Origin of the sequence: Pacificimonas flava (assembly GCF_000342165.1) — a bacterium.
In the GTDB taxonomy this organism is placed as follows: Bacteria; Pseudomonadota; Alphaproteobacteria; order Sphingomonadales; family Sphingomonadaceae; genus Pacificimonas; species Pacificimonas flava.
Genome location: NZ_AMRV01000003.1, coordinates 205,213 through 228,619, shown reverse-complemented (window position 1 = coordinate 228,619; position 23,407 = coordinate 205,213). Strand labels below are relative to the sequence as shown.

Below are 23,407 nucleotides of genomic sequence, written 5' to 3'. Positions count from 1 at the left end.
TCGTTACCTATTTGCCTATAACCGGCTCAAAGGAAGCTCTTGCGAGGGCGAAAAACATTTAGGAAATACATGCCGATATCTTCGTTGGCATGGGGGTTTCCCTAAAACCAGAAGCGCAGCCCGACGACGAAATTTGTGACACTAGGATCCTCACCCCCCGCGCGTGCGTAATCGGCGCTTTTATCCAATTTCCATTCTTGCTCGACGCCAATGTACGGCGCAAATTCGCGGGCGATCTCGTAGCGTAGCCGCAGACCGAGTTCGGCAGTATCGATACCGGCGCCAATAGCCAGTTCAGGAATGTCCTGCGCGGCGAGGTTTATCTCGGCGCGCGGCTGCAGGATAAGACGCTGGGTGATGCGCTGATCGATTTCGCCCTCCAGACGCGCGGTCAGATCGCCCCTGTCAGACAGGAACGCGGCGACATCCAGTTCGAACAAATAGGGGGCAAGGCCTTGCACCCCCACGGCCGCATAGGTGCGGTCACGCGGAGCGAAATCCTGCCGCACGCCGGCTTGAAAATCGAACCACGGACCGATAGCACGGCTCCAAAGCGCCTGAACTTCAGCGGCCTCGATCTCTTCACCGAAACTGCCTTCCCCTTCGGACTTGAACCAGAATTTGTCGATGTCGCCGCCATAAAAGCCCTGAATATCCCAGAGATAGCCGTTCTTCCCTTCGCGGATTCGGTATTCGGCGCGTTCACCCTGAATCCAGAAAAATGTCTGGCCTCCCTGTTCGCTACGAAGCTTGTCACGCGCGCCGCGCATCGCTTCGGCGCCCCAGACGGCATCGGCTGCGCGTGCAGGTCCGGAGCCGGCCGCGGGCGGCGGCGGCGCATCAGGGATCGGCATGGACATATCGCCCTGACCCATCTGACTATGATCCATCTGGCCCATGCCTTCCATCGCGCTGTCGCCCATTTGGGAATGGTCCATGACATCACGGTCCATCTCGTCATGATCCATCGCGGGTATCGTATCACGGTCCATCGGCGCATCGCCCATGGCGCTGTGGTCCATGTTCAAGTGATCCGTCGCGTTGTCGCCAGTGTTTTTCGGTGCCGCGGCCGCACCGGGTGTGGCTTCATCATTGTCTTCTGGTTCGGCGTTCGTCTGTTCGGTTTCCGTTAGCCCGGTGTGTCCGCCGGCATGTTGCGCAAGGGCAGGGGCCGCGGCGCCCATAAGGATTAGCGCGAACAATGTCTTCATGCCGCTTCTCCCGGCTGCGCAACCGTGACGACCTGAAACATTCCCGAGTGCATGTGATAAAGGAGATGGCAATGAAACGCCCAGTCGCCGACTTCGTCGGCTGTTAGATCGAAGGTTGCGCTGCCGCCGGGCTGAACAATGACGGTGTGCTTGAGCGGCTGGTTGCCATCATGACCGTTGACAAGTTCGAAGAAATGGCCGTGCAGATGGATCGGGTGCGCCATCATCGTATCGTTGACCAGCTTGACCCGTACCCGTTCATTATAGGCGAACCGGATCGGCTGATCGCTGACGGCCGAGAATTTCTGCCCGTCGAACGACCACATATAGCGTTCCATGTTCCCCGTCAGATGAATTTCCATCTTCCGGGACGGAGCGCGCTTGTCCCGGTTCGGTGTGAGCGCGGCCAGATCCTTATAATTGAGCACTCTGTGCGGGACCTTGTCCAGCCCGATGCCAGGGTCACCCATGCGGTCCACGGGGTTCATCGACACCATGTCGATGCCGGGGCCAACCTTGACATCTGCTGGCAGCTTCGAGGTGTCGCGCATATTCATGCCGCCCATTGCCATGCTCTCCATTGTCATGGCCCCGGCATCGATGTTTGCGCCGGGCGAAGCGCTGCCGCTCACATCGCCGCCGCCGTGGCCCATTGCGGCGTGGTCCATTTCGGTCATACCGCCTCCGCCATGATCCATGCCGCTCATGCCCATATCGGCCATTGTCAGAAGCGGCGGTTCCCGAAGCGCAGGGAGGTCGGCCCGCGCGCCTGGACGGCTGGCTAGCGTCGCCGCGGCCATTCCGGATCGATCCATCGATTCTGCAACGATCGTATGCGCTTCGCCGCGCGGTTCCACGACGATGTCATATGTTTCCGCAGTGCCGATCTGGAATTCCTCCACCTCGACCGGCTTCACATTCTGGCCGTCGGCGCCGACGACCCAGAATTTCACACCGGGAATGCGGAAATTGAAGAACGTCATCGCGCTGCCATTAATGATCCGCAACCGCACACGCTCGCCCTGTCTGAAAAGAAATTCGAGGCCTTCGTCCGGTCCGTAGCCGTTGGCCAGATAAGTGTACGTTGCTCCGGTCACATCCATGATGTCGGTCGGCATCATGCGCATTTCGGCCCACATACGCCGTTCCTTGCCGGACAACTGGTAATCGTCCGTCAGGGTACGCTGCTGATAATTGAAGTAGCCTTCACCCTTTTTAAGCTTCGCCATGATCGTGTGAGGATGCAGAGGCGTGAACTCGCTTAGCAGCAGCACATAATCGCGGTCCGCCTGCACCGGATCGGTGCCCGCAGGTTCGACGACGATCGGACCATAATGACCCGCCTGCTCCTGTAGGCTGGAGTGGCTGTGCCACCAATAGGTGCCGGACTGGCGAAAGGCGGGCATATCGTATGTGAACGTCTGCCCCGGTCTGATGCCAGGAAAGCTGACGCCGGGCACCCCGTCGAACTGAAACGGCACCAACAGCCCGTGCCAATGGATCGAACTGTCCTCGCTCAGTGTGTTGGTGACGTTGAGCTTCACTGGCTGGCCTTCCTTCAGCCGCACCAGCGGGCCTGGAACGCTCCCATTGACCGCGATGCTATGGCCGCGGCGCCCTTGCACGGAACGCATGCCCTCGCCGATGGTCAGGTCGATGCCAGCACCGGATACCTCGTCGAAACCTTTGCGGATCGATCCGCCGCCGCCGACATCGCTGCCGCGCGCCCAGGCAGGCATCAATGATTGGAGCGCAAGTCCGCCGCCAAGCTGCGCCGCACCGCGCATGAGGCCGCGGCGGTCTGTCAAAATTGTCATGAAAAAAATCCCGGTAGGCTTTGCTTGCCCTCCTTACGCGGGGCGGGGGGGTTACCCTCAAATTTCCTGAAGCGCGGTCTTCAGGCGTTTTCGGGCATGATATGTCCGCATTTCGATGGTTTTGGGGCTTACCTTCAAAATGGAGGCCGCATCTGCGTAGCTGAAGCCGTCTATGGTTGTCAGAAGTAGCGCGTCCCGCAGCTTTCTGGGAAGCGCTTCAATCTCTGCTTCAACCCTTTTCAGCTGAGCCCGGTCGCTCGCTGTTTGTTCTGGGTCGGGGCTTTCATCGGGAACAGTCGGATCGTCATACGTCTTCTGCATCCAGAAGAGATTTCTAACGGCGTTGCGGCGTTGAATATCCCGGCACTTGTTTAGAGTGATCCTGGTAATCCACGCTCCAAATGGGCGTGACACGTCGAACCGCCGCCTGGCAATCCAGGCAGAGGCAAAGGCGTCCTGCACGGCGTCTTCTGCGAGTTCCCGGTTGTGCAGGGCGCGCGTTGCAATGGCCAATTGCCGGGTGCCCTCGATCTTTACGAGTTCGTCGAAGGCCCGCCGGTCGCCCTCGCGGACAAGCAGCTTTAACTCTTCGGGCCCTGTCGCGGTCACCCGTTCAATCTTCGGCTCTGGTCAGCGCCTCGTTCACTCGCCGGTCGAACTCCACTCGCTGTTCCGCCGAGAGAAGCTCTCTCATCGCAAAGACATGATCGACTGTCGTCTTTTGCATATCGCCCAGGATCTGATGGACGTTTTCGATCGCAAGGGAAACGCGCGGTCCATAGCGATGTTCGCTCTTGATAGCTGCAGCCAGCTTGCGGTTTGCGGCCGCAAGTTTTTTCTCAAGGCTCGAGCGCTCGGGAGCATATCTCAATTCGAGCGCGTCGAGTTGCCTTTCCTGCGCCTCTGTAAGATCAAGTTCTTCGTGAACGAATTCATGTAGACCGCTGGCCTGATCTGCCATTCCGTAGCGATCATGCAGGAAAGCCCCCAGGGCTCCGGCCGCCAAAGCCAAAAACACAATGGCGAGAATCGACCATTTCCCCAGCCTCACGAAAGGCTGCCCAGTAATACGGCAGGCGTCCGGTCGTGCCCTGCATATAATATATCGCGCGGCGTCTGCGGCGGCCCGTAAAAACTGGACGTCAGCATGCCCGTAACGAAGGCAGCCATCAAAAGGACGCCTCCTAGTGCTGCCCCGCGCCTTTCTCCTGATTTTCGTTCAATCAACTCGACGCGGGACCATAGCCGCTCATGGAAACCGGCAGGCAGATCATCGTGATGGCCTGACCCGGCTAGGTAGCTGTTCAAGTCCACCGTCGCGTCCTTCCGTATCTGGAACAATGCTGTGTTTACGCATTTAATGCGGTTCGCACTCAAATATCATTGTTCCTTTTGCTTATTGGCCTCGGTCTATCCGCGTCAGGCAGCGCCGGTCATCAAGAGCAACTTCTCTGTTTGGGGCTTCTGTATTGCCAGGGGCGGACCGACGTCTGGAGCGAAAGCCGATACGCGTTTTGAGGGACATGGCCTTGGCCGCCGTAAGGCGAGAATAGGTACAAGCTGGAAGAGGTTCGATGAAGAAAGCTGGGGTCACGTTCTTATGGGGATTCGGATTGGCGCTGACGATTGCTGCGTTTCCGGCAAGTGCCCACGAAGCGCATCGCCAAAACCAAACCGAACCGACCAAGGAGGAAGCTTCCGCACAGGCTGAGGGCGCGCCACTCGAGGCTATTGAGATAGCGCATAGTGAGAGCGCGGCATCGCCACATGAGACGCACGAACATGGCGCTGAAGAAAATACGCCATTCATTGTGAAGTTTCTGGGAGCCCTTCACCCTGCCTTCGTACATTTCCCGATCGCGTTCCTTCTTGCTGCCGCACTTGCGGAGGGACTTCTGTTCCTGAACCCTTCTACCGGTTTGGGCACGACAGTTCGATTTCTGACATGGACAGGAGCAGGCGGCGGCGTTCTCGCCGCGTTCCTCGGATGGTTCGCCGGAGGCTTTCGGCTCAGCGACCGCTCGGATCTTCTCGGCATGCATCGCTGGAACGGTACGGGTATTGCCATTGGCGGTCTCATTCTGGTGGCCCAGCTTCCCAAGGGGCAGAATATCACAGCGAGCCGTAAGTGGTTCAGACTGCTCCTCGCACTGATCGCAGGATTGCTGCTTTGGCAGGGGTATATGGGCGGGGAGCTTGCGATGGGTCCCGACCATCTCGGTTTGAAAGGATAATTATGCCCAAACGGAAACACTTTCTCAGCGCCTTGGCAATGTCCCTTGGGGCCATGGCAATTGCCGGTCCCGCTCTTGCTGGCAAGATGACTATGCACCGTGATCCGAATTGCGGTTGCTGTCTTGCGTGGGCGAAATCGATCAAGGCAGATTTGGGCCGCGACGTGCACGTTCTCAACGAGCCCAATATGCCAGCGCTTAAGGGCCGTTTGGCCGTTCCAGCGAAATTGGCCTCATGCCACACGGCCGTGATCGACGGCTATATTGTGGAGGGGCATGTCCCGGCCGCCGACATTGCGCGGCTGCTTGCCGCGAAGCCGAAACAGGTTCGCGGTCTCGCCGTGCCGGGCATGCCGCTTGGGTCGCCGGGAATGGAGGCCGGGGGAACGGCGGCCCCCTACAATGTCATTGCGTTCGGCGTCGGCACAACCATGATTTTTGCCCGCCACAATTAACCCCAGGAAGGATAATTCACGTGAATAAGACAATATTTGCTGCCACCGCTTTCGCAGCCCTTTCGATCTCGGTAGCGGTTCTTGCTCAAGAACCGACCAAGGCTGCGCCTGAAAACACAAAAGCGGAACACTGCATGAAGGACGCCAATGGGAAGATGACGTGCATGGCAATGGACGGGAAAACCATGGACCATTCCCAGATGAAGGGCATGAGCGATAGCGACATGAGCCATGAGGAGATGGACCATGGCGAAATGAAGCACGATGAGGCGGCGTCCTCCTCCGAGCCGAAGTAGCTTGCCGTAGAGAATAAGCAAGAATTGCACATCCTTTGTGCCGAAATCCATCCGGTTCGGCATAAAGGATGTGCGGGGCCGGCCGGTAAATTCCCCCTGATCCCGCCGTCCGGCCCCAATAAGGAGCCGCTCATGAAACCGGCACTTCTATGTTGTTCCATATTAAGTGAGGTCTGACATTCAATATTTTTCTCTCAGTCAGCCTGCTGGCTTGTGTGCTTTATGGTTTGTTCGCGCCTTCTAGGCTCGAAATGCACGGGGCGTGGTCACCCTGGCTTCCGGGCTTTGAATGGCTGACAGTCAGCGGTGTGCTGAGCGTATTATTCTGGTGCTTCGCTTACGGGTTCTGGGCGGCTCTAATCGGCGTTCCCGCCAGAAGGCTTGCCGTACAGCTCACCGGCAAAAAGATATGAGTATCTCGAACCGGAATGTTAGGAGCCGCTTTGATGACTGAACCGTCCACACAGCAAATGGCAACTGACCCCGTCTGCGGTATGAGTGTGAAGATCGAAGGCGCTGAACATGTGACCCAACGCGGCGACGCCTCTCATTATTTCTGTTCTTCCCGGTGCCTGCAGAAATTCGTGTCCGATCCGGACCTCTATCTTTCGAAAGCTCATCTGAACGCTGCAGAGAATGCGACGCCGGGTACGATCTTCACCTGTCCGATGCATCCAGAAATCCGGCAAGACGGCCCGGGTTCCTGTCCGGTTTGCGGCATGGCTCTCGAGCCTGAGACTGTCAGCCTCGACGACGGCCCAGATCCAGAGCTCGTGGATATGCGCCGCCGTTTCTGGGTCAGCGCGGCGCTGACTGTACCGCTATTCATTTATGCGATGGGCGATCTCATTCCCGGGCAGCCATTCTCGCGTCTGATCGAACCGGCATGGGCGCAGTGGCTGCAGCTCGGATTGGCTTCGCCGGTGGTGTTCTTCGGAGCGTGGCCATTCTTCGTTCGCGGTCTTCAATCCCTCAAGACCATGAATCTGAACATGTTCACTCTGATTGGGCTCGGTGTTTCCATCGCCTACCTCTTCAGCATCTTTGCCACGATATTTCCCACGCTGTTTCCGCCGGGATTCAGGGATGCCGAAGGCAGGGTAGCTGTCTATTTCGAAGCCGCCGCAGTCATTACGACGCTCGTTCTACTCGGCCAGGTTTTGGAGCTGCGGGCTCGCGGCGCTACCTCTGGCGCGCTACGCGCCCTTCTGGAGCTAGCGCCGCCGACCGCACTCAAAATTTTGCCGGATGGTACCGAAAACGAGGTTAGCGTCGAGGACGTCAAGGCAGGGGACCGGCTGCGTGTACGGCCGGGCGACAAAATCGCCGTCGATGGCAGCGTCGCCGAAGGTTCGAGCGCCGTCGATGAATCGATGATCTCGGGCGAACCGTTACCCGTCACCAAGCGCGAGGGCGATACTGTCACGGGGGGCACGGTCAACGGCACGGGCGGTTTTGTGATGGTTGTTAACCGCGTCGGTCAGGACACGATGCTTGCACAGATTGTGCAGATGGTAGCCGCGGCTCAGCGCAGCCGCGCGCCGATCCAGCGCTTGGCCGACCAGGTTGCCGGTTGGTTCGTCCCTCTCGTCGTCGGAATTTCATTCCTGACGTTTCTGACCTGGGCGATTTGGGGGCCGGAGCCATCGCTGGCTTACGGCCTCGTGAATGCAGTCGCAGTTCTTATCATAGCCTGCCCATGCGCTCTTGGCCTCGCCACGCCCATGTCAATCGTGACAGGTACCGGGAAGGGCGCGCAAAACGGGATCCTGATCAAGAATGCCGAAGCGCTCGAGCGTTTTGAGAAAATCGATACACTTGTTGTCGACAAGACAGGAACGCTCACTGAAGGAAAACCAGAGCTTGTGTATATGCTTGCATCTGGCGGTGTCAGCGAGAACGAGCTCCTAACCCTCGCAGCCTCCGCCGAAGTGGGCAGCGAGCATCCGCTGGCTGAGGCCATCGTCGCGGGTGCGCAGAAAAGAAATCTTGATTTGCGCCCGGTGACGGAATTCACATCGACGACTGGCGAAGGCATCTCTGCTAGAGTTGAAGGCCGCCGACTCAGTATCGGTAACGGCAAGTTGATGAGACGTATCGCCGCCTGGAGCGATGAGCTTGCTGGCGAGGCGGAAACCCGCAGAGTTCAGGGGCAGACGGTCATGTTCGTGGCTATCGATGGGCAGGCTTCGGGCATTCTGGCGGTTGCAGACCCGATCAAACCTACAAGCCAAAATGCCATCCGTGCTCTGCATGATCGCAGGATACGCGTGGTCATGCTAACCGGAGACAGTGAAGGCACCGCCCGCGCCGTCGGGGAACAGGTTAGCATCGATGAAATTCACGCCGATGTTTCGCCCGAAGACAAGCACCGTATTGTCGGCGAACTGAAGGCTGAGGGCCGTGTTGTCGCAATGGCGGGGGACGGCATCAACGACGCGCCGGCTTTGGCCCTGGCGGATGTTGGCATCGCGATGGGTACGGGAACAGACGTCGCCATCGAAAGCGCGGGCATCACCCTGATTAAAGGTGATCTGCAGGGTCTTGCACAGGCGCATTCACTCTCGAGCGCGACCATGCGTAACATTCGCCAGAATCTGTTTTTCGCCTTTGCCTATAACAGTTTAGGTATACCTATTGCGGCCGGCTTGCTCTATCCGCTGTTCGGGCTTTTGCTCAGCCCCATGATCGCTGCGGCGGCTATGAGCCTGTCGTCTGTTTCCGTGATTGGAAATGCACTGAGACTTCGGGGATTAAAGCTGTCCGGATCGAGCAGCTAGTGGCGATGTTATTGGCAATCGTCCTTGCGTTGGTTCTATTTCTGCTGACGTGCCTTTTTCATATTACTGCTCTGAACCGTGCGATCGCGCCGTTCGGAAACTACCCGGAACCTTCAATATATGCGGTGCTGCTATTCCTCTTCGCGGTACTCGTTTCACATCTCATAGTTGCCGGAATTTTCGCGGCTGGCTTCGTGATGGGTCAGGGGCTCGGACTAGGCTCGTTGGATAAGGAGCCGTCCATGCAAGCGATGGATTTTTTCTATTTCTCTCTCATCAATATCACGACCCTCGGCCTTGGCGACATTTACCCGACACAGCATCTGCGTTTCGTGGCGGGCGTAGAGTCACTGACCGGATTCTTGCTGATCAGCTGTTCGGCTTCGTATGTTTTCAAGCTCCTGAGGCCCAAACAGCCGTCTCGAGATAATGCTAATCTTAAAGAAGGGATGGGCTCATGAACAATCATGATCACCGCAAATCAGAAAGCGGCAGCGGTATGGGCTACGGTATCTTCATGGCCATGATCGCGACGTCGACGACCGTCATGTATGGCCTCATGTACCTAAACACCTACACCCTGGATCATGTCTTCTTCAGCGAAACCCGCTTTTGGATGGCGTTCGTCATGGGCGCGGCCATGGCCGTCATCATGCTCGGATTTATGTGGAAGATGTATGGCAATGTTTCGAAGAACCTGATCATCATCGGTGCGGCAGCGGTGGTTTTCTCTGGCGCGCTCTGGCTCGTGCGCAGTCAAGAGTCGGTTGGCGATACCAACTATATGAAGGCGATGATCCCGCATCACTCGATTGCCATCATGACCAGCGAGCGTGCTCATCTACGCGATCCGCGCGTTCGGCAGCTCGCCAAGGACATTATTGTCGCTCAGCGGCGCGAAATTGCGGAAATGAAATATCTTATCGAAGCAATAGAAAGAGATGGCCCTCGGCCGACACCCATCATGAAGGAGGTAGGACGATGAACCTCGCAGTTCTGATCGGCCTTGGGGCGATCCTGGCCTTGGCGGCCTGCAACAAAAACACGGCAGCCGGCAACGATCAAGAAGCAGGGCTGGAAGAGCCTGCCAAGCCCGCTCCTAGAGTGCCAGCGGCAAGTGCACTGGCGAATGTCGACCCGGCCGTGCTCTACCCCGGTACAATGACCCCGGCGGACATAAAGAGTTTGGGAGGAAGGGAAACCCGATGCCTCTTCAGTATGACTGAGGTGGGGTTTCCATCGCTTCTCTTCAGCGGCTCTCGGCGAGACGCAACGATTAAGCTGAACGGCAAGTTGATCACGTTACCGGAATCGTCCGATGGTAATTACGGCCAAGCAGGCCTTCAGATTCGAATTTATCCGGTTGATCGTCAGAGCCGTAGAGGCGGCCTGCGTGAGTCAGAGATGGTGGTTTACCTGCCAGGTGCCCCTGACGAATTGGGTTTTAGGGGTTTTCAGCGCTGCAATAGCTGACAGTGTGGCGCGATTGAAAGAGTGCTATCCGCGCCGCACGAAAGGGAATTTCGGAACTCCGCGTTGTATCGCTTTCTCGTCGTCTTCATTTCCCGTCCATTCCTCAGGTCGGGATCAGCTTAGCACCCTGTCCAATTTGCGGGACCATCGCAGTCTTAAATGACGACGGGCTTATCAGGCCACGGCTTATCCCATGGCCTGATCATTGAATCAGCGGCCTACATTTATTGCGAGAATAGCCTCGCTAGCCATTAGAAAGCGTAACAGATTAGGTCTAATACCCCTCTCACCCTAGCTTTTTGCGAAGCCCTGCAAGACCGATCATGCCTAGGCCGAGCAGGCCGAGAGCGCCCGGTTCTGGCACCGGAACTTCACCGACGAACTCGAACTCGCCCGAGGCGGCGGGCAGCAGCATGACATATTCGTTGCTGATATCATCTGTCACCTCGAACATGTCGCCGCTGCCGTCCTGCACGAAGACACCGTGAATGACGAATTCGCGGAGAGAGAGAGGCAAAAGATCCTCAGGCTCGTGGTCGACCATGAACAGGCTGTCGAACAGCAGCTCGGTCGATGCGAGATCGTAGGTATAATCAAAGGACAGATCGCCGTCCGCATTGCTTGTCGGAAAAATCGGCGATCCTTCCGCATCAAGTCCGGTCGCGCCGTTCAGAATTATCGGCCCATAGGTAACCGCACCCTCCAGCGTTTCTACGAAGCCGTCGCCGTCAATATCCTGGGCGATCGTTGGCGACTGGGCGTCGAGATTGGTCGAACTGTCGATGCAGACGCCGCCCAAAAAGGAGCCGGCTGGCGCCCGCGCTTCACAGTCCACATCTGCAAACGGCCCATGAATATGCTGCGGATGCACGAAATTCGGGTAAAGCCCGCTTGCATCGACGACCAACCGCAGCGACCCTGCGGTATCGTCGTAAAAGACGCTGGCCGTTCCCGACACGCCCGATCCGTTCAAGGCGGTCAGATTGGCATCATATTGCATGATAGACGCTGCGGCAGGCGCCGCTATCAACGCTGTACCCATGGCAATGGGGGCAAGAAAACGCTTACTCATACTTCCTCCTCTAAGCGTCCCCACGCTCACGGCATCAACCAAGCAAGTAAAGTGCCAAACCCAATTTTCCGGGCTTTTTATCTATTGGCTTCACGGGGCTGTAAAGCCTGCCGACAATGTTTGCGTGATCTGCTCCTACATCTCTGCTGCAGGATCGTATCGCATAGCGTTTGCGCTGCCATAGTGAACGCTAGGGTCCTGGCGCCGCAACGCGGTTCGGAAGCGACTGGCGGCTCAAGCGGGCTGCGGGCATTTGGCTTGCTACAGAGCGGCCATGCCGGAACGGATATGGGGCAAGGAAGCTGCAACGAGCAACTCCGGGCAGGGCAAGAAGCACCTCGGCTGTCCTGAACAGACACGTTCTGCCAAAGGGCGGGGCCGCCTGCAAAGAAACCAGGGTGGAGAAATGAATTTTATTTCCAACCTCGCCAATGTGGCGGCTGCCAAGCAGAAGTTCGCCCGGGCATGACCGGGTAGATATGCCAGCGGTACGAACGCCTCGCTTGCGCGCGCTCTTGATTCGGACATAATTCTTTGCCGCCGCATAGCCCGGTGGTACCGAGAACCGGCCCATTTTCGCCGCTGTCTCGCGGCTCAGACCGAAAACAATTGTTGCCTCGCGGCGGCTGTGACCCTTGACGAACACGAAGCGCCGAATGCGATAACGCTCTGCGGCAAACATCATCGGCCGCTTCCAAAAGGAGCAGCCTAACTTTGGATGGGTTACTTCGCCTGGTTCCGCGCTCCGGCGGCTTTCCAGCCTGTGTTATCACCGCCCAGCACATAAAAAGGGAAATTCTGCGCGTGAAGCGCCAGTTGCGTTTTCAGATATTTACGCAAGAAACTAAAATTAGGCCGCAAGTACGTCAGTCTCGATAAATATAGGTCTCCATCAGACGATGAAGCGGTCCCATGTTCCGTAATGCTCCCCGCTTCGCTGCCCGCGCGGTAGACTCAGGGCGATCACAAGCAAGCCAGTGATACTTCCGGCAAGGATATTGGCGAGCGCGCCGCCCTCCATTATCCAAGGCGCCGCAACGAGCCAGAGACCGAAAAAGCAGTTGAGAAACCGTATCGGTCTTGCGACTTCGGCGGTAGCAATGACGGCGATTGTAAGGATCATGGCGCCAACAAAATGATCGCTGTCTGCCAGCGGCGGCGCGGTATCGAGAATTACCCGTGAGAACATGAGAAGAATGCCGAGGATTGCGCTGCAGACAAGCGTCCAGGGCACAGTGACGCCTCGGGCCGCATTGAGAAAGGTGCGCGCTACCGGCGCTTCAAATCCGGGACGGTGATCCTTTGTCCCGCCAGGGAGGGCATCACCCCTGAAAAACGCTCTCCAGAATGGCCGGCCCCTGCGGGTATTCCACGCCAGAAACTGACCCATTGCGACAAGTTCGTCGAGCGAATATGGAATCATGACCAGCATGGCTGCGGCTGCCAAAAGACAGATCGTGCAATAGGTGCCGATCACAATCGGCTGAATGATGATGAAGTAAATGCTGATCACGCCTAGCGGAACGACGACGATTCCAAACAGCGTGACCATCCAGGGCATTGTCCGCCAACGCGCCCGGCTCCCCATCACGCCCATCAGGATTTCGAACATGTAGCTCATTGCGCCGAGACCGCCGTCGGCGACCGGCCATGCCTTTGAGACCTCCGAGGTGATGATATATTCGGTGCCGTTGAGGCTTCCCGGGGACGCGAAGAACGGCTCCCAGACCATGTCGATATGACCGAGTTGGTAGGCCGTCAGTATACGCGAAAGAAAGAACCCCACGGCTCCCAATATGATGATGGGGATACGCTGGACATAGGTCGACGGCGAATAGCTCCACCCGGGTGGAACATCGGTATCGTCCATCATTCCTTCGGGCGCCATACCAGGCATCATCGGTATGAGAATGGTGAGCGCGATAACGAGCGCGCCGATGAGCGTATCGTTTGCATACACACCCGCGTTGGGAGTCCAGAATAGCAGCGGTGCACCCAGCAGCCAAATGCTCAAAAGGGCGTTCGCCCATTGTGCCCATCCGCCCCGGGCGGACAGGGAACATCCGGCAAAGACCATGATGAGCAGCCCGGTCGCAAGGTCGTTCCAGGCCGTAAGCTCACTGCGAAATTGGGGTGCCCAGAGATTTCTGTCCTGCGTTACGGCCAGGACGCTAGATGTGAACTCGGTCTGACCGAAAGTGCCATAGACGAACGGCGTGGTAGCCAACCAGAGTCCAAGCGCCATGGTAAGCCAGTGCACCCAGAGATTGCCGAAATGCATGCGCCGCATGGAATTTGCGTGCTCGTCCATCATCTCGGCACGCGCAGCGACGTCCTGCTGCCCGGGTTCTGCGCCCAAGACCTTGGTGTCGGCGACGCGGGCGGCATTCAGCTTGTTTTTTCGGTACCAGCGATAGGGGTCGTTCTTGAGCCCCTCGACGATGACCGGCAGCGCGGTGCGGATGTTGCGGGTTGCCGTCCAGCCGAGCTTTTCTTCGGCATCTGCAAGATTGAGCTCATAATGGTCGTTGGAAATATCGACCATCCATGGCCTTATGAATGCATCTTCCTCGAAGATCTCGTTCTCCGCCCATGCGCCGGCTTTGGCGGCCGCCGCGGGCACGGACAGCGTCTTCCAGTCTTCGTCGTGAATGAGACGTCCGAGCGTCTTTTGCATTTCTCCGAATGACATGACCTGTTTTTCGCCGAGCAGAACTGGCCATTCGGCAGGCAGAGAAGCACGGCGTTCTACGATACGCTCGACAGCGTCCAATAAATCATCGAGATGCAGATAAGGCTGTCCCGCGCCAAGGTCCCCCGGATAGACGCGCGAAGTGGCGCGCTTTTCGTAAATGCGCGCGATCTGCTGTGTGAGGAACGCCGAGCTTCCGGTGTCATCGTATATGCCGGCTGGACGCATGAAAACGGCCTTGATGTCGCCGCGTTCTTCCCGAACCACCTGTTCGGTTCTTAACTTCGATTCCCGGTACGGCAAGCTGGCGTCCAAAGGCGCGGTCTCGTCGATAGGACAGCCGCGCTGTGTGGGCGCGTGTACGAGCATCGTACTGGTAAATACGAATTGATCGACGTCGAAAGACTGCAAACCTTTTAAGAGGCGGCGCGTGCCCTCCACCGTGACCTCGTCATACTTCGGACTGGGCTCTCCGCTCAGGTCGAAATAGGCGGCAAGGTGTACCACCGAAGCAATGTGATCGCCGTAGGCGGTTCTAACCCGCCGCATGGCCGCCTCGATACTGCTCTGGTCCGTGATATCGAAGCAAACGCACTCGGCTTCTGCCGGCGGGTGCGGCGGGGTGTCTCGGTCGAAAGCGACGACTTGGTAGTGCGCAGACAGCGTCTTCACTACAGCAGAGCCGATAAAACCACTCGAGCCGGTAACGATTACGACTGGCTTATCGTCCGGCTCTGCCACTACGGTGCCCTTTCACAGCAAATTCCGAATAGCCATTCCAATGAACCGCAATTCGTCCGGTTCCGAGATGATGCTGACCTGTTTACAGTCTTCGAGAATTTACAGTCTTTGAGGGACATTGCAGATGTTCCGGTGATTAGGTACGACTTCAGACGGCGCGGCATTGCAGCGCTCCTCTTGCGCTGCAATGCCGCGCCGTCTATGTCCCGCCGATGCTCGCCAGGCTCTTTCTTCTTTTTGCCGTCGCTTTTTCGCTCGGCACGTTGCCGGTTGCGGCGGCTGCGGCAGCGCCCGCAATGGACTGCGCGCAGATGGAAGTTACCGCCTCTGCCTCGTCCGATTGCTGCGAAGAGAGTGGTTCTGGCGACAAGATGGTCTGCTCGGTCGATTGTGCCAGTTTTTGTACCGCCATTGCAGCACCGTTTTCATCGAACGCAATTCGCCTTCGGCGTGCTGCGCCGCGTATCGCTGCCGACGTAGCCGGCGATCTGAGCGGCGTCCGTTCGCGGCGCGCCGATCCGCCCCCCCGAGTCCTTCTGGCTTAAGGTTTCCGTGCGCAGCAGCTGCGACTTCATCGTCGCTGCCGCTGCCCTGGCTTCGCCGCCCCGCTAAGAAAGCGCGACGTGCGAGCCGACCTTTTCCGAAGGATAAATTCATGTATTGCAATATTTTTGTCGTGGCCGGAACTCTGGCCGTGGCGGCCTGCGGCCAGAATGACGGCGGCGCCAACGCTGAACCGGCATCTGGGAACTCATCGGCCGCCGCCGGGCCGCAGGCGGTTCAAGCCGCTGGCTACGAGGGGCGCGGAACGGTTACGGCCGTCGATGCGGAGGGGATTACCATATCCCACGATCCTATAGAGAAGCTCGGCTGGCCCTCCATGACGATGAAGTTTCCAGTTCCGGACAATCTGGAAATTGGAAAACTGGCGCTTGGCAGCGACGTTTGTTTCACTTTCACGGATGCAGATGGCGGGTCTTATCCATTGACCTCGATCGAGGCCCGGTAAGCCGTCATGAAAAAGATGCACGAATGGACCGTCAGGTTTCTCCTGAGCGCGGCGGCGGTAACAATGCCCGCGGCTGCGGCTGCGGCTGCGGCTGCGGCTGCGGCTGCGCAGCCGCTTTCACTGAACGGCGCGGTGGATCTGGCGCTCACCAGGCAGCCCGCACTGACCGCCTATGAACGGACTGCGGATGCAGCAGCGGAGGCTGCCGTGGCGGCGCGGCAACTGCCCGATCCCGAACTCGTTCTGGCAGTGCGAAATCTACCGGTGACCGGCGGCGGCGCTTTCTCTTTCGATACGGCGATGATGACGATGAAGTCGATCGGTATAGAAAGGCGGCAGGTGCGCGGCGAAAAGCGAAACGCTGCCGCTGCCCGCCTGCGAGCCGAGGGCGCGGTATCGCTGGCGGAACAGGAGCTTCTTGCCCGGCGTATCCGCCGCGAGGTCATGTTATCCTGGGCTTCGATCATCGAGGCCCAGCAATCGCGAAGGCTCTACGAAGACCTGACGGACAAGCTGAATGCGCGCCGCCAGGCTATCGAGGCGCGTATTGCCACCGGCGGCGCGGCTGCTGCCGATGCGATCGCGATCAGAGCAGAGATTTCCTCAATTCGCGGGCAAAGTCTTGCGGAACAATCGAAGGAAGAAGCGGCGCGGGCCGAGCTCGCCAGATGGATCGGCGCAGCGGCCGGTCGAGAACTCGAACCCGCTCTGCCGGTTTGCCGGCCCGCATCGCGCCAGGAGGCGGAGGCGGAACTGCCGGATCATCCTCTTCTTGGCGTGGAAGACGCCCGCATCACGGTCGCCGACCGCGCTACCGATGTTGCCCGCGCAGACCGGCTGCCGGACTGGGGCTGGTCGGCCATGTACGGTCAGCGGAACAATCTTGGCGACCTGTTCACCCTACAGGTTTCCATCGAGCTGCCGTTCAACAAGGATAAACTGCAAAACCGGCGCATTGCCGAGGCGTCATTTCTGGCCGCGGCTGCACAGGACCGCAGGCAGGATACCCGGCGTATGCTGGAGGCAGCTTTCTCGCAAAGCTGGGCCGAATGGGATGCCGCCGAGGCCAGATTGACGGCAACGGTCCGTGAGACCCTGCCAGCGCTGCGCGGCGCGGAGCAGGCTCTGGAGGCGCGGTTTGCCGCGGGTGGCGGCAACCTGGAAAATGTTCAGGTCGCCAGTGAGCGCACCACCGACGCGGCAGTCCAGGCCGTCGCAGAGCGTGCGGCCCTGTCCCGCGCTACCGCAGAGCTACTCTACTACACAGGGGAGTGCACGGCATGACGAAGCGGCATGGAATTCTGCTTGCGGCTGGAGCAGCGTTTGCTCTCGCCGCCGGGGGCGCCGGCTTCCTCCTCGGGGCCGCGTTCGATTCTGAAGATGCGTCCGACATGGCCGCCGAAGCCGCCGCGCCAGGCGGTGCCGATGACGGGCGCGAGGTTCTGTACTGGTACGATCCGATGGTGCCGGGCCAGCGTTTCGATAAGCCGGGCAAGTCGCCCTTCATGGATATGCAGCTAGTTCCGAAATATGCCGATGAGGCGGCTGGCGGCGTCCGCGTATCACCGGCGATGGTCCAGAGTCTTGGCATTCGAACCGGGCAGGCGGAGCGCACCGATTTTGCCGCGGAGGTCGAAGCCGTCGGCAGGATCGAGATCGACGAACGCCGCATTGCCGAGGTGCAGACCCTGACACCGGGCTATGTCGAAGGGCTTTCCGTAAGGGCTGCCGGCGAGCCGGTACGGCGAGGGCAGAATTTGGCGACTATCTACGCGCCCGAACTGCTCGAGGCACAGGCGGAATATGCCGCCCTGATGCAAATGTCTGCAGAGGTTGCGCCGGCGAGTCTAAAGGGCGCCGCGCGCAGCAGATTGCGGCTTCTCGGGCTACCCGACCGGGCGATCGGCGCACTTGCAAAGGGCGGAACGCCGCAGCGAACCTATGCCGTGTTTGCGCCGGTTTCCGGGGTTGTGACTGAAATAGGTGCCTTACCCGGAGCGCGGGTGTCCGCGGGACAGTCGATCATGACCGTTGCCGATCTTTCGCAGGTCTGGGCCATCGCCGATGTGCCGGAAGCAGCGCTAGGACAGATCAAGACCGGCCTGCCGGTCGAATTGACCTTTCCGGCTTATCCCGGCGAAAGCCGCACGGGGCAGGTGGATTACATCTATCCTACGCTGGATGCCCAGGCGCGCACCGCCCGCGTGCGGGTCACCCTGTCCAATCCCGGTCTCAAGCTGAAGGCGGGGATGTTCGCCAACATGACGATCGGCGGCACAGGAGGATCGGCGCTGACCGTGCCCAGTGAGGCCGTCATTCGGACGGGTGAGCGCGATATTGTCATCGTAGAGAAAGACGGCGCCTTCCGGCCAGTGCTGGTAGAAGTGGGGCGCGAAGCGGGCGAAAGGACGGAAATCCTTGCCGGTTTGGAAGAGGGCCAGGAAATCGTCCTGTCTGGCCAGTTCCTTATCGATTCCGAGGCGCAGCTCTCGGGTCTGGTGGCAAGACTGGAATCCGCACCCGCTCCTGACGAAACGGCTGTCTTCCAGACGAGCGGCAAGGTCACGGCGCTCGATCCTGGAGACAGGCAGATAACCATCTCGCACGGACCCGTGCCAGAGCTTCGCTGGCCGGCAATGACCATGGCGTTCGGCGTCAGAGATGACGTGCAGCTGCGCGGATTGCAGCGTGGAGGCAAGGTGCGCTTTACCTTTGCCGAAGGTCCGGAAGATGGGACCTACGTCATCCAGGCTATCGAAGAGGGAGACGGCTCTTGATTGCCTCTCTCATCCGCTGGTCGGCGAATAACCGTTTCATGGTGCTGCTGGCCTGCGCCTTTATTGCGGCTGCCGGTCTTTTCGCGGTTTCCCGCACGCCTCTCGATGCCATTCCCGATCTCTCGGACGTTCAGGTCATCGTCCGCACACCCTATGCCGGCCAGGCCCCGCAGATCGTCGAAGAGCAGGTGACATACCCGCTGGCGACGACGATGCTCTCGGTGCCCAAGGTGAAGGCTGTCAGGGGATTTTCCTTTTTTGGCGATTCCTACGTCACCGTGCTCTTCGAGGACGGAACGGATCTGTACTGGGCGCGGTCGCGAACGCTGGAATATCTCAGCCAGGCGTCGGACCGGCTGCCGAAAGGGGTTTCGCCGGCGCTGGGGCCCGACGCCACGGGTGTTGGCTGGGCCTTTCAATATGCGCTGGTCGACCGAACGGGCCAGCATGACCTTGGTCAGCTTCGCGCTATTCAGGACTGGTTCCTGAAGTTCAAGCTGCAGGAAGTGCAGGGCGTTGCTGAAGTGCCGACTCTGGGCGGCATGGTGCAGGCTTTTCAGGTGCAGATCGACCCGGAGCGTATGCAGCTCTACCGGGTCTCCGCGCAGCAGATTGTCGACGCCGTCGAAGAAGCGAACGATGAAACCGGCGGCGCAATCATCGAAAGCGGCGAAGCCGAATATATGGTTCGCGTCGGCGGATATCTGGAAACGCTCGAAGATTTTCGCCGTATTCCGCTCGCCGTGAGTTCAGGCGGTACGCCCGTTACGGTAGGGGATGTTGCGCGCGTACAGATCGTTCCCGGTTTTCGCCGTGGTATTGCGGAACTGAACGGCCAGGGTGAGGTGGTCGGCGGCATCATCGTCGTGCGGCCCGGCGCCAATACCCTCGAAGTGATTGCCAATGTGAAGGCCAGGCTCGAGACGCTGAAAACCAGTCTGCCGGAGGGCGTGGAGATCGTCACGGTCTATGATCGTACCGAACTCATCAACAACGCCGTTGAGAATTTGTGGGAGAAGCTGGCTGAGGAATTCATCGTCGTAGCGGTGGTGACGGCGCTGTTTCTGATGCATCTTCGCTCTTCGCTTGTGGCGATCCTGACACTGCCGCTGGGTATTCTCGCGGCCTTCATCGTCATGCGGTTCCAGGGTGTTAATGCGAATATCATGTCGCTTGGCGGCATCGCCATCGCCATCGGCGCGATGGTCGATGCGGCCATCGTCATGATTGAGAATGCTCACAAGAAGCTCGAACATGCGCGGGCGGCGGAAGGAGAGCTTAGCGAACGCCGCCGCCGCGCCGTTCTCGTCGATGCGGCCGTCGAAGTCGGGCCAGCCCTGTTCTTCTCGCTCCTCATCATCACATTGTCGTTCATCCCGATTTTTACACTGGAAGGTCAGGAGGGGCGACTGTTCAAGCCGCTGGCGTTTACGAAGACCTACGCGATGGCAGCGGCCGCCGGTTTGTCCGTGACGCTCGTTCCGGTCCTCATGACCTATTTCATCAAGGGCAAAATACGTCCCGAAAATGAGAACCCCGTCAACCGCTGGCTCATCCGCATGTACCGGCCGGCGCTCAGCACGGTACTGCGGTTTCCCAAACTGACACTCGGAATAGCGTTGGCCGCGCTCCTCGCTACGGCCTTTCCGGCCAGCCAGCTTGGCGGCGAGTTCATGCCGCCGCTGGATGAAGGCGACCTTCTCTATATGCCGACGGCACTGCCAGGGCTTCCGGCCTCGAAGGCTTCGGAACTGCTCCAGATAAGCGACCGGATCATCAAGACGGTCCCCGAGGTGGATACTGTTTTCGGCAAAGCGGGCCGCGCCGATACTGCGACCGATCCCGCGCCGCTCGCCATGTTCGAGACGACGATCCAGTTCAAGCCCAAGGATGAGTGGCGCCCGGGCATGACCAAGGACAAGATTATCGACGAGCTCGACCGGAAACTGAAAATCCCGGGACTGGCCAATGTCTGGGTCGAACCCATCCGCAATCGTATCGACATGCTGGCCACGGGGATCAAGACACCTGTCGGCGTGAAGATTTCCGGACCGGACCTCAATACTCTACAGCGCCTGGGGACCGAGATCGAAAGCGCCTTGAAGCCGGTAGCGGGCACTGCGTCCGCGATCTCCGACCGCATCGCGGGGGGGCGGTACATCGATATCGACATCGACCGGCTGGCCGCCGCCCGCTACGGCCTCTCGGTCGAGGACGTGCAGACCACAGCCGCGCTTGCGGTGGGCGGTGCGAAAATCGGTGAGAAGGTGGACGGTCTGGCCCGGTTCCCCATCAATGTTCGCTTTCCGCGGGAACTGCGCGACAGTCCGGGGGCGCTGCGTGATCTGCCGATCGTAGCGCCGTCCGGCGCCATCGTGACGCTGGACACAGTGGCGGATGTCAACATTCAGGACGGCCCCGCGATGATCAAGAGCGAGGGCGGACAGCCCTCGGTATGGGTTTATGTGGATGTTCGCGGCCGCGATGTCGTCGGCTATGTCGGCGAGGCAAAAGAGGCGGTCGCCGCTGCCGTCGACCTGCCGCCCGGATATGCGGTCGCCTGGTCTGGGCAGTTCGAATACGCCCAGCGCGCGGCTGAGCGCATGAAGTGGGTCGTGCCGGCGACGATCGCGATCATCTTCCTGCTGCTTTTCCTGGCCTTCAAGCGTGTCCGGCAGCCGGCCATCGTGCTTCTGACCCTGCCATTCGCGCTCGTTGGCGGGGTATGGCTCGTCTACCTGCTCGGTCACGCCGTGTCGGTGGCGACGACAGTCGGGTTCATTGCGCTTGCCGGCTTGGCCGCGGAGTTCGGGGTCGTGATGCTCGTCTACCTCGACCGCGCCATAGAGGAGAGAGCCGCAAAAAACCGTTTCTCGGAACCGGAAGATCTCGACGAAGCGCTCATGGACGGCGCGGTTCTGCGCGTCCGGCCCAAGGCTATGACGGTGGCGGTCATACTCGCGGGGCTGTTCCCGCTGCTGATCGGTACCGGCACCGGGGCGGAAGTCATGCAGCGGCTCGCCGCGCCGATGATCGGCGGCATGCTGACAGCGCCGTTCCTTTCGCTGCTCGTCATGCCCGCCATTTACAAACTGATCGGCGTCAAGCGGCTGAGGCCCGCCGAGGGAAAGGTGCCTGACGCGGAAATGGTTCCGGCAGGATCATAGAAGGAGAACGAAGATGATGGACGGCGGCATGGCTATGGGCGGCGGTATGATGATCGGCATGGGGCTTGTCTGGTTGTTAACCGTGGTATTCCTCGTGCTCGGGATTGCGGCCTTTATAAGATATCTGCGATCGAAATGACGGGCGGATGTCGCCTTGTCTCGCCGCCCTGGACGCGCCGCGGAGCGTTGCGACTTCTCGGCGCTGCGGGCGCAAGCCTTGCTACCGGCAGCCTTGCCGCGTGCGAGCGGCAAACGGAAAGCCCGCGGCGACCGGAAGACCGTAAGGCGCTGTCGGTGCCCCCGCTTTATAGCGGCGCGCGCGAAAACGGCGTGCGAGTATACGATCTCACACTTCAGCGCGGCGGCGCCAGTTTCTTCGAAGGCGTTACCACGCCAACGATCGATATCAACCAGTAATTTCTGGGCCCGACGCTCGAAATGAGGCGAGGTGACAAGGTGCGGATGAACGTTCGCAGCGAGCTTGTCGAGATTGCAACGCTTCACTGGCACGGTTTCCATCTGCCCGCTGCCGCCGACGGCGGACCTCATCAGCCTGTGGCCCCTGGCGAGACCTGGTCGCCGGCGTTCGAAGTGCGTCAACGCGCTTCGCTATTCTGGTACCATTCACATGCCCACCAGCGTGCCGGTCCGCAGGTGTATGCCGGTTTGGCCGGCGCCATCTATGTGCGGGATGACGAGAGCGAGCGGCTCGATCTGCCGAATGAATACGGCGTCGACGATATCCCCCTTGTGGTGCAGGATCGCGCCTTTTCGTCTGACGGCAGCTTCGTCTATTCGGCATCAATGCATAGCCGAATGATGGGAGCGCGGGGCGACACGCTGCTCGTGAACGGCACCGTCGATTCCGTGTTCGAGGCCGCCAGCGACCGTCTGCGCCTGCGGGTCCTCAACGGCTCGAACGCCCGCTTCTATAGCTTCTCTTTCAGCGATGCGCGCAGCTTCCATTTGATCGCCAGCGATGGCGGTCTGCTGGAGCGCCCGTTGCACTCGAAGAGCGTACTTCTGGCACCCGGTGAGCGGGCACAAATAGTCGTCGACCTGAGCGATGGCCGGGCAGCCGAACTGCGAGCCCGTAGTGCCGGAAATATGGGCATGGGCGGCGGAATGATGGGAAGGGGGATGATGGGACGTGAGCGCCTGGATGGCGGCATGGGCGGCGGCAGCGATTTTGGCGTGCTGGATATCCTGCCAGGCATCTCACGGCGCCGGGGCGCATCGCTGCCGCGGCAACTGGTCAGCCTGCCTGCTGCCGACGCTTCGGTGGCCGTTCGTCAGCGCCGCTTCGTGCTCGACATGGGCATGGGCATGATGGGCGGCTTTACGATCAACGGGAAATCCATGGACATGCAGCGGATCGACGAGCGCGTGCCCATGAACGAATGGGAGATATGGCAAATCGAAAACGCTTCGATGATGGCGCACCCGTTCCACATCCATGATGTGCAGTTCCGCATCCTCGACAGGGACGGAAAGCCCCCGCCGGCGGGTGAGCAGGGGCTGAAAGACACTGTGGTTGTCAATTCGCGCGAAAGCGTCCGGCTGCTGCTGCGCTTCGAGGACTATGCCGACCCCGACCTTCCCTACATGTATCATTGCCACATTTTGGAGCATGAAGACGCCGGCATGATGGGGCAGTTCGTTGTAACGCGCTGAACGGACGAA

The 23,407-nt window shown here is 59.4% G+C and carries 23 protein-coding genes; 15 read left to right on the top strand and 8 right to left on the bottom strand.

What is annotated here, in order from left to right; genetic code table 11:
* Positions 1-101: 101 nt before the first annotated feature.
* From C725_RS06190 to C725_RS06175, 4 genes are read right to left on the bottom strand one after another with little or no spacing between them, the layout of a single operon-like run.
* Positions 102-1,211, bottom strand: a complete 1,110-nt coding sequence (locus C725_RS06190) for a copper resistance protein B (protein ID WP_008601044.1) — start codon at positions 1,209-1,211, stop codon at positions 102-104.
* Positions 1,208-3,028 carry a copper resistance system multicopper oxidase gene (locus C725_RS06185; RefSeq protein WP_038281985.1) on the bottom strand — a complete coding sequence of 607 codons (1,821 nt, stop codon included), beginning with the start codon at positions 3,026-3,028 and terminating at the stop codon, positions 1,208-1,210. Before C725_RS06185 ends, C725_RS06190 begins: the two co-directional genes overlap by 4 nt.
* A 57-nt stretch (positions 3,029-3,085) precedes the next feature.
* A complete protein-coding gene (locus C725_RS06180) occupies positions 3,086-3,637 on the bottom strand; it encodes an RNA polymerase sigma factor (RefSeq protein WP_008601039.1) in 552 nt (183 codons plus the stop codon).
* A gap of 4 nt (positions 3,638-3,641) precedes the next feature.
* On the bottom strand, positions 3,642-4,079 hold the full coding sequence (locus C725_RS06175; protein ID WP_243442707.1) for a periplasmic heavy metal sensor: 438 nt from the start codon (positions 4,077-4,079) through the stop codon (positions 3,642-3,644).
* A 562-nt stretch (positions 4,080-4,641) separates the two neighbouring features.
* On the opposite strand from C725_RS06175, the gene C725_RS06170 reads away from it, so the two are divergent.
* The 7 genes from C725_RS06170 to C725_RS06140 all read left to right on the top strand — a co-directional run bounded on the left by C725_RS06170 (position 4,642) and on the right by C725_RS06140 (position 10,266).
* Positions 4,642-5,262, top strand: coding sequence for a DUF2231 domain-containing protein (locus C725_RS06170; protein WP_051051240.1), 621 nt, complete (start codon positions 4,642-4,644; stop codon positions 5,260-5,262).
* A 2-nt stretch (positions 5,263-5,264) separates the two neighbouring features.
* Complete coding sequence (locus C725_RS06165) at positions 5,265-5,717, top strand: DUF411 domain-containing protein (protein WP_008601030.1); 453 nt, start codon at positions 5,265-5,267, stop codon at positions 5,715-5,717.
* A 134-nt stretch (positions 5,718-5,851) separates the two neighbouring features.
* Positions 5,852-6,013, top strand: a complete 162-nt coding sequence (locus tag C725_RS16390) for a hypothetical protein (protein ID WP_008601028.1) — start codon at positions 5,852-5,854, stop codon at positions 6,011-6,013.
* Between the two features lie 446 nt (positions 6,014-6,459).
* Positions 6,460-8,793 (top strand): heavy metal translocating P-type ATPase, encoded by a 2,334-nt coding sequence (locus C725_RS06155; RefSeq protein WP_008601026.1) that lies wholly within the window; start codon positions 6,460-6,462, stop codon positions 8,791-8,793.
* Between the two features lie 5 nt (positions 8,794-8,798).
* On the top strand, positions 8,799-9,254 hold the full coding sequence (locus tag C725_RS15710; protein ID WP_038282146.1) for a potassium channel family protein: 456 nt from the start codon (positions 8,799-8,801) through the stop codon (positions 9,252-9,254).
* Positions 9,251-9,778: a DUF305 domain-containing protein gene (locus C725_RS06145; protein ID WP_008601025.1), complete on the top strand. Its 528-nt coding sequence runs from the start codon at positions 9,251-9,253 to the stop codon at positions 9,776-9,778. Before C725_RS15710 ends, C725_RS06145 begins: the two co-directional genes overlap by 4 nt.
* A complete protein-coding gene (locus C725_RS06140) occupies positions 9,775-10,266 on the top strand; it encodes a DUF6692 family protein (RefSeq protein WP_038281976.1) in 492 nt (163 codons plus the stop codon). The genes C725_RS06145 and C725_RS06140 overlap by 4 nt, the downstream gene beginning before the upstream one ends.
* Positions 10,267-10,552: 286 nt before the next feature.
* On the opposite strand, the gene C725_RS06135 is transcribed toward C725_RS06140, so the two are convergent.
* Positions 10,553-11,338 (bottom strand): PEP-CTERM sorting domain-containing protein, encoded by a 786-nt coding sequence (locus C725_RS06135; protein ID WP_078056170.1) that lies wholly within the window; start codon positions 11,336-11,338, stop codon positions 10,553-10,555.
* 274 nt (positions 11,339-11,612) lie between these two features.
* Between C725_RS06135 and C725_RS16155 the strand changes: the two genes are divergently transcribed.
* Positions 11,613-11,807 (top strand): hypothetical protein, encoded by a 195-nt coding sequence (locus C725_RS16155; RefSeq protein WP_008601022.1) that lies wholly within the window; start codon positions 11,613-11,615, stop codon positions 11,805-11,807.
* Between the two features lie 423 nt (positions 11,808-12,230).
* On the opposite strand, the gene C725_RS06130 is transcribed toward C725_RS16155, so the two are convergent.
* The 3 genes from C725_RS06130 to C725_RS16380 all read right to left on the bottom strand — a co-directional run bounded on the left by C725_RS06130 (position 12,231) and on the right by C725_RS16380 (position 15,346).
* The gene (locus C725_RS06130; RefSeq protein WP_008601018.1) at positions 12,231-14,771 is read right to left on the bottom strand and encodes an NAD-dependent epimerase/dehydratase family protein; all 2,541 of its coding nucleotides are present in this window, start codon (positions 14,769-14,771) and stop codon (positions 12,231-12,233) included.
* Between the two features lie 199 nt (positions 14,772-14,970).
* Complete coding sequence (locus tag C725_RS16385; protein ID WP_160165716.1) at positions 14,971-15,183, bottom strand: hypothetical protein; 213 nt, start codon at positions 15,181-15,183, stop codon at positions 14,971-14,973.
* Between the two features lie 13 nt (positions 15,184-15,196).
* Positions 15,197-15,346 carry a hypothetical protein gene (locus tag C725_RS16380; protein ID WP_008601016.1) on the bottom strand — a complete coding sequence of 50 codons (150 nt, stop codon included), beginning with the start codon at positions 15,344-15,346 and terminating at the stop codon, positions 15,197-15,199.
* 80 nt (positions 15,347-15,426) lie between these two features.
* Here C725_RS16380 and C725_RS16375 point away from each other — a divergent pair, with 80 nt between their 5' ends.
* From C725_RS16375 to C725_RS06105, 7 genes are read left to right on the top strand one after another with little or no spacing between them, the layout of a single operon-like run.
* Entirely contained in the window at positions 15,427-15,780 is a 354-nt protein-coding gene (locus C725_RS16375; protein ID WP_008601015.1) for a copper-binding protein, read from the top strand.
* A 6-nt stretch (positions 15,781-15,786) separates the two neighbouring features.
* Positions 15,787-17,064, top strand: coding sequence for a TolC family protein (locus C725_RS06120; protein ID WP_008601012.1), 1,278 nt, complete (start codon positions 15,787-15,789; stop codon positions 17,062-17,064).
* Positions 17,061-18,557, top strand: coding sequence for an efflux RND transporter periplasmic adaptor subunit (locus C725_RS06115; RefSeq protein WP_008601011.1), 1,497 nt, complete (start codon positions 17,061-17,063; stop codon positions 18,555-18,557). Before C725_RS06120 ends, C725_RS06115 begins: the two co-directional genes overlap by 4 nt.
* Complete coding sequence (locus tag C725_RS06110) at positions 18,554-21,724, top strand: efflux RND transporter permease subunit (RefSeq protein WP_008601009.1); 3,171 nt, start codon at positions 18,554-18,556, stop codon at positions 21,722-21,724. Before C725_RS06115 ends, C725_RS06110 begins: the two co-directional genes overlap by 4 nt.
* A 13-nt stretch (positions 21,725-21,737) precedes the next feature.
* Entirely contained in the window at positions 21,738-21,863 is a 126-nt protein-coding gene (locus C725_RS16815; protein WP_008601007.1) for a hypothetical protein, read from the top strand.
* A complete protein-coding gene (locus C725_RS16645) occupies positions 21,860-22,141 on the top strand; it encodes a twin-arginine translocation signal domain-containing protein (RefSeq protein WP_243442706.1) in 282 nt (93 codons plus the stop codon). Before C725_RS16815 ends, C725_RS16645 begins: the two co-directional genes overlap by 4 nt.
* 3 nt (positions 22,142-22,144) lie before the next feature.
* Positions 22,145-23,398 (top strand): multicopper oxidase family protein, encoded by a 1,254-nt coding sequence (locus tag C725_RS06105; RefSeq protein ID WP_276324525.1) that lies wholly within the window; start codon positions 22,145-22,147, stop codon positions 23,396-23,398.
* Positions 23,399-23,407: the final 9 nt, after the last annotated feature.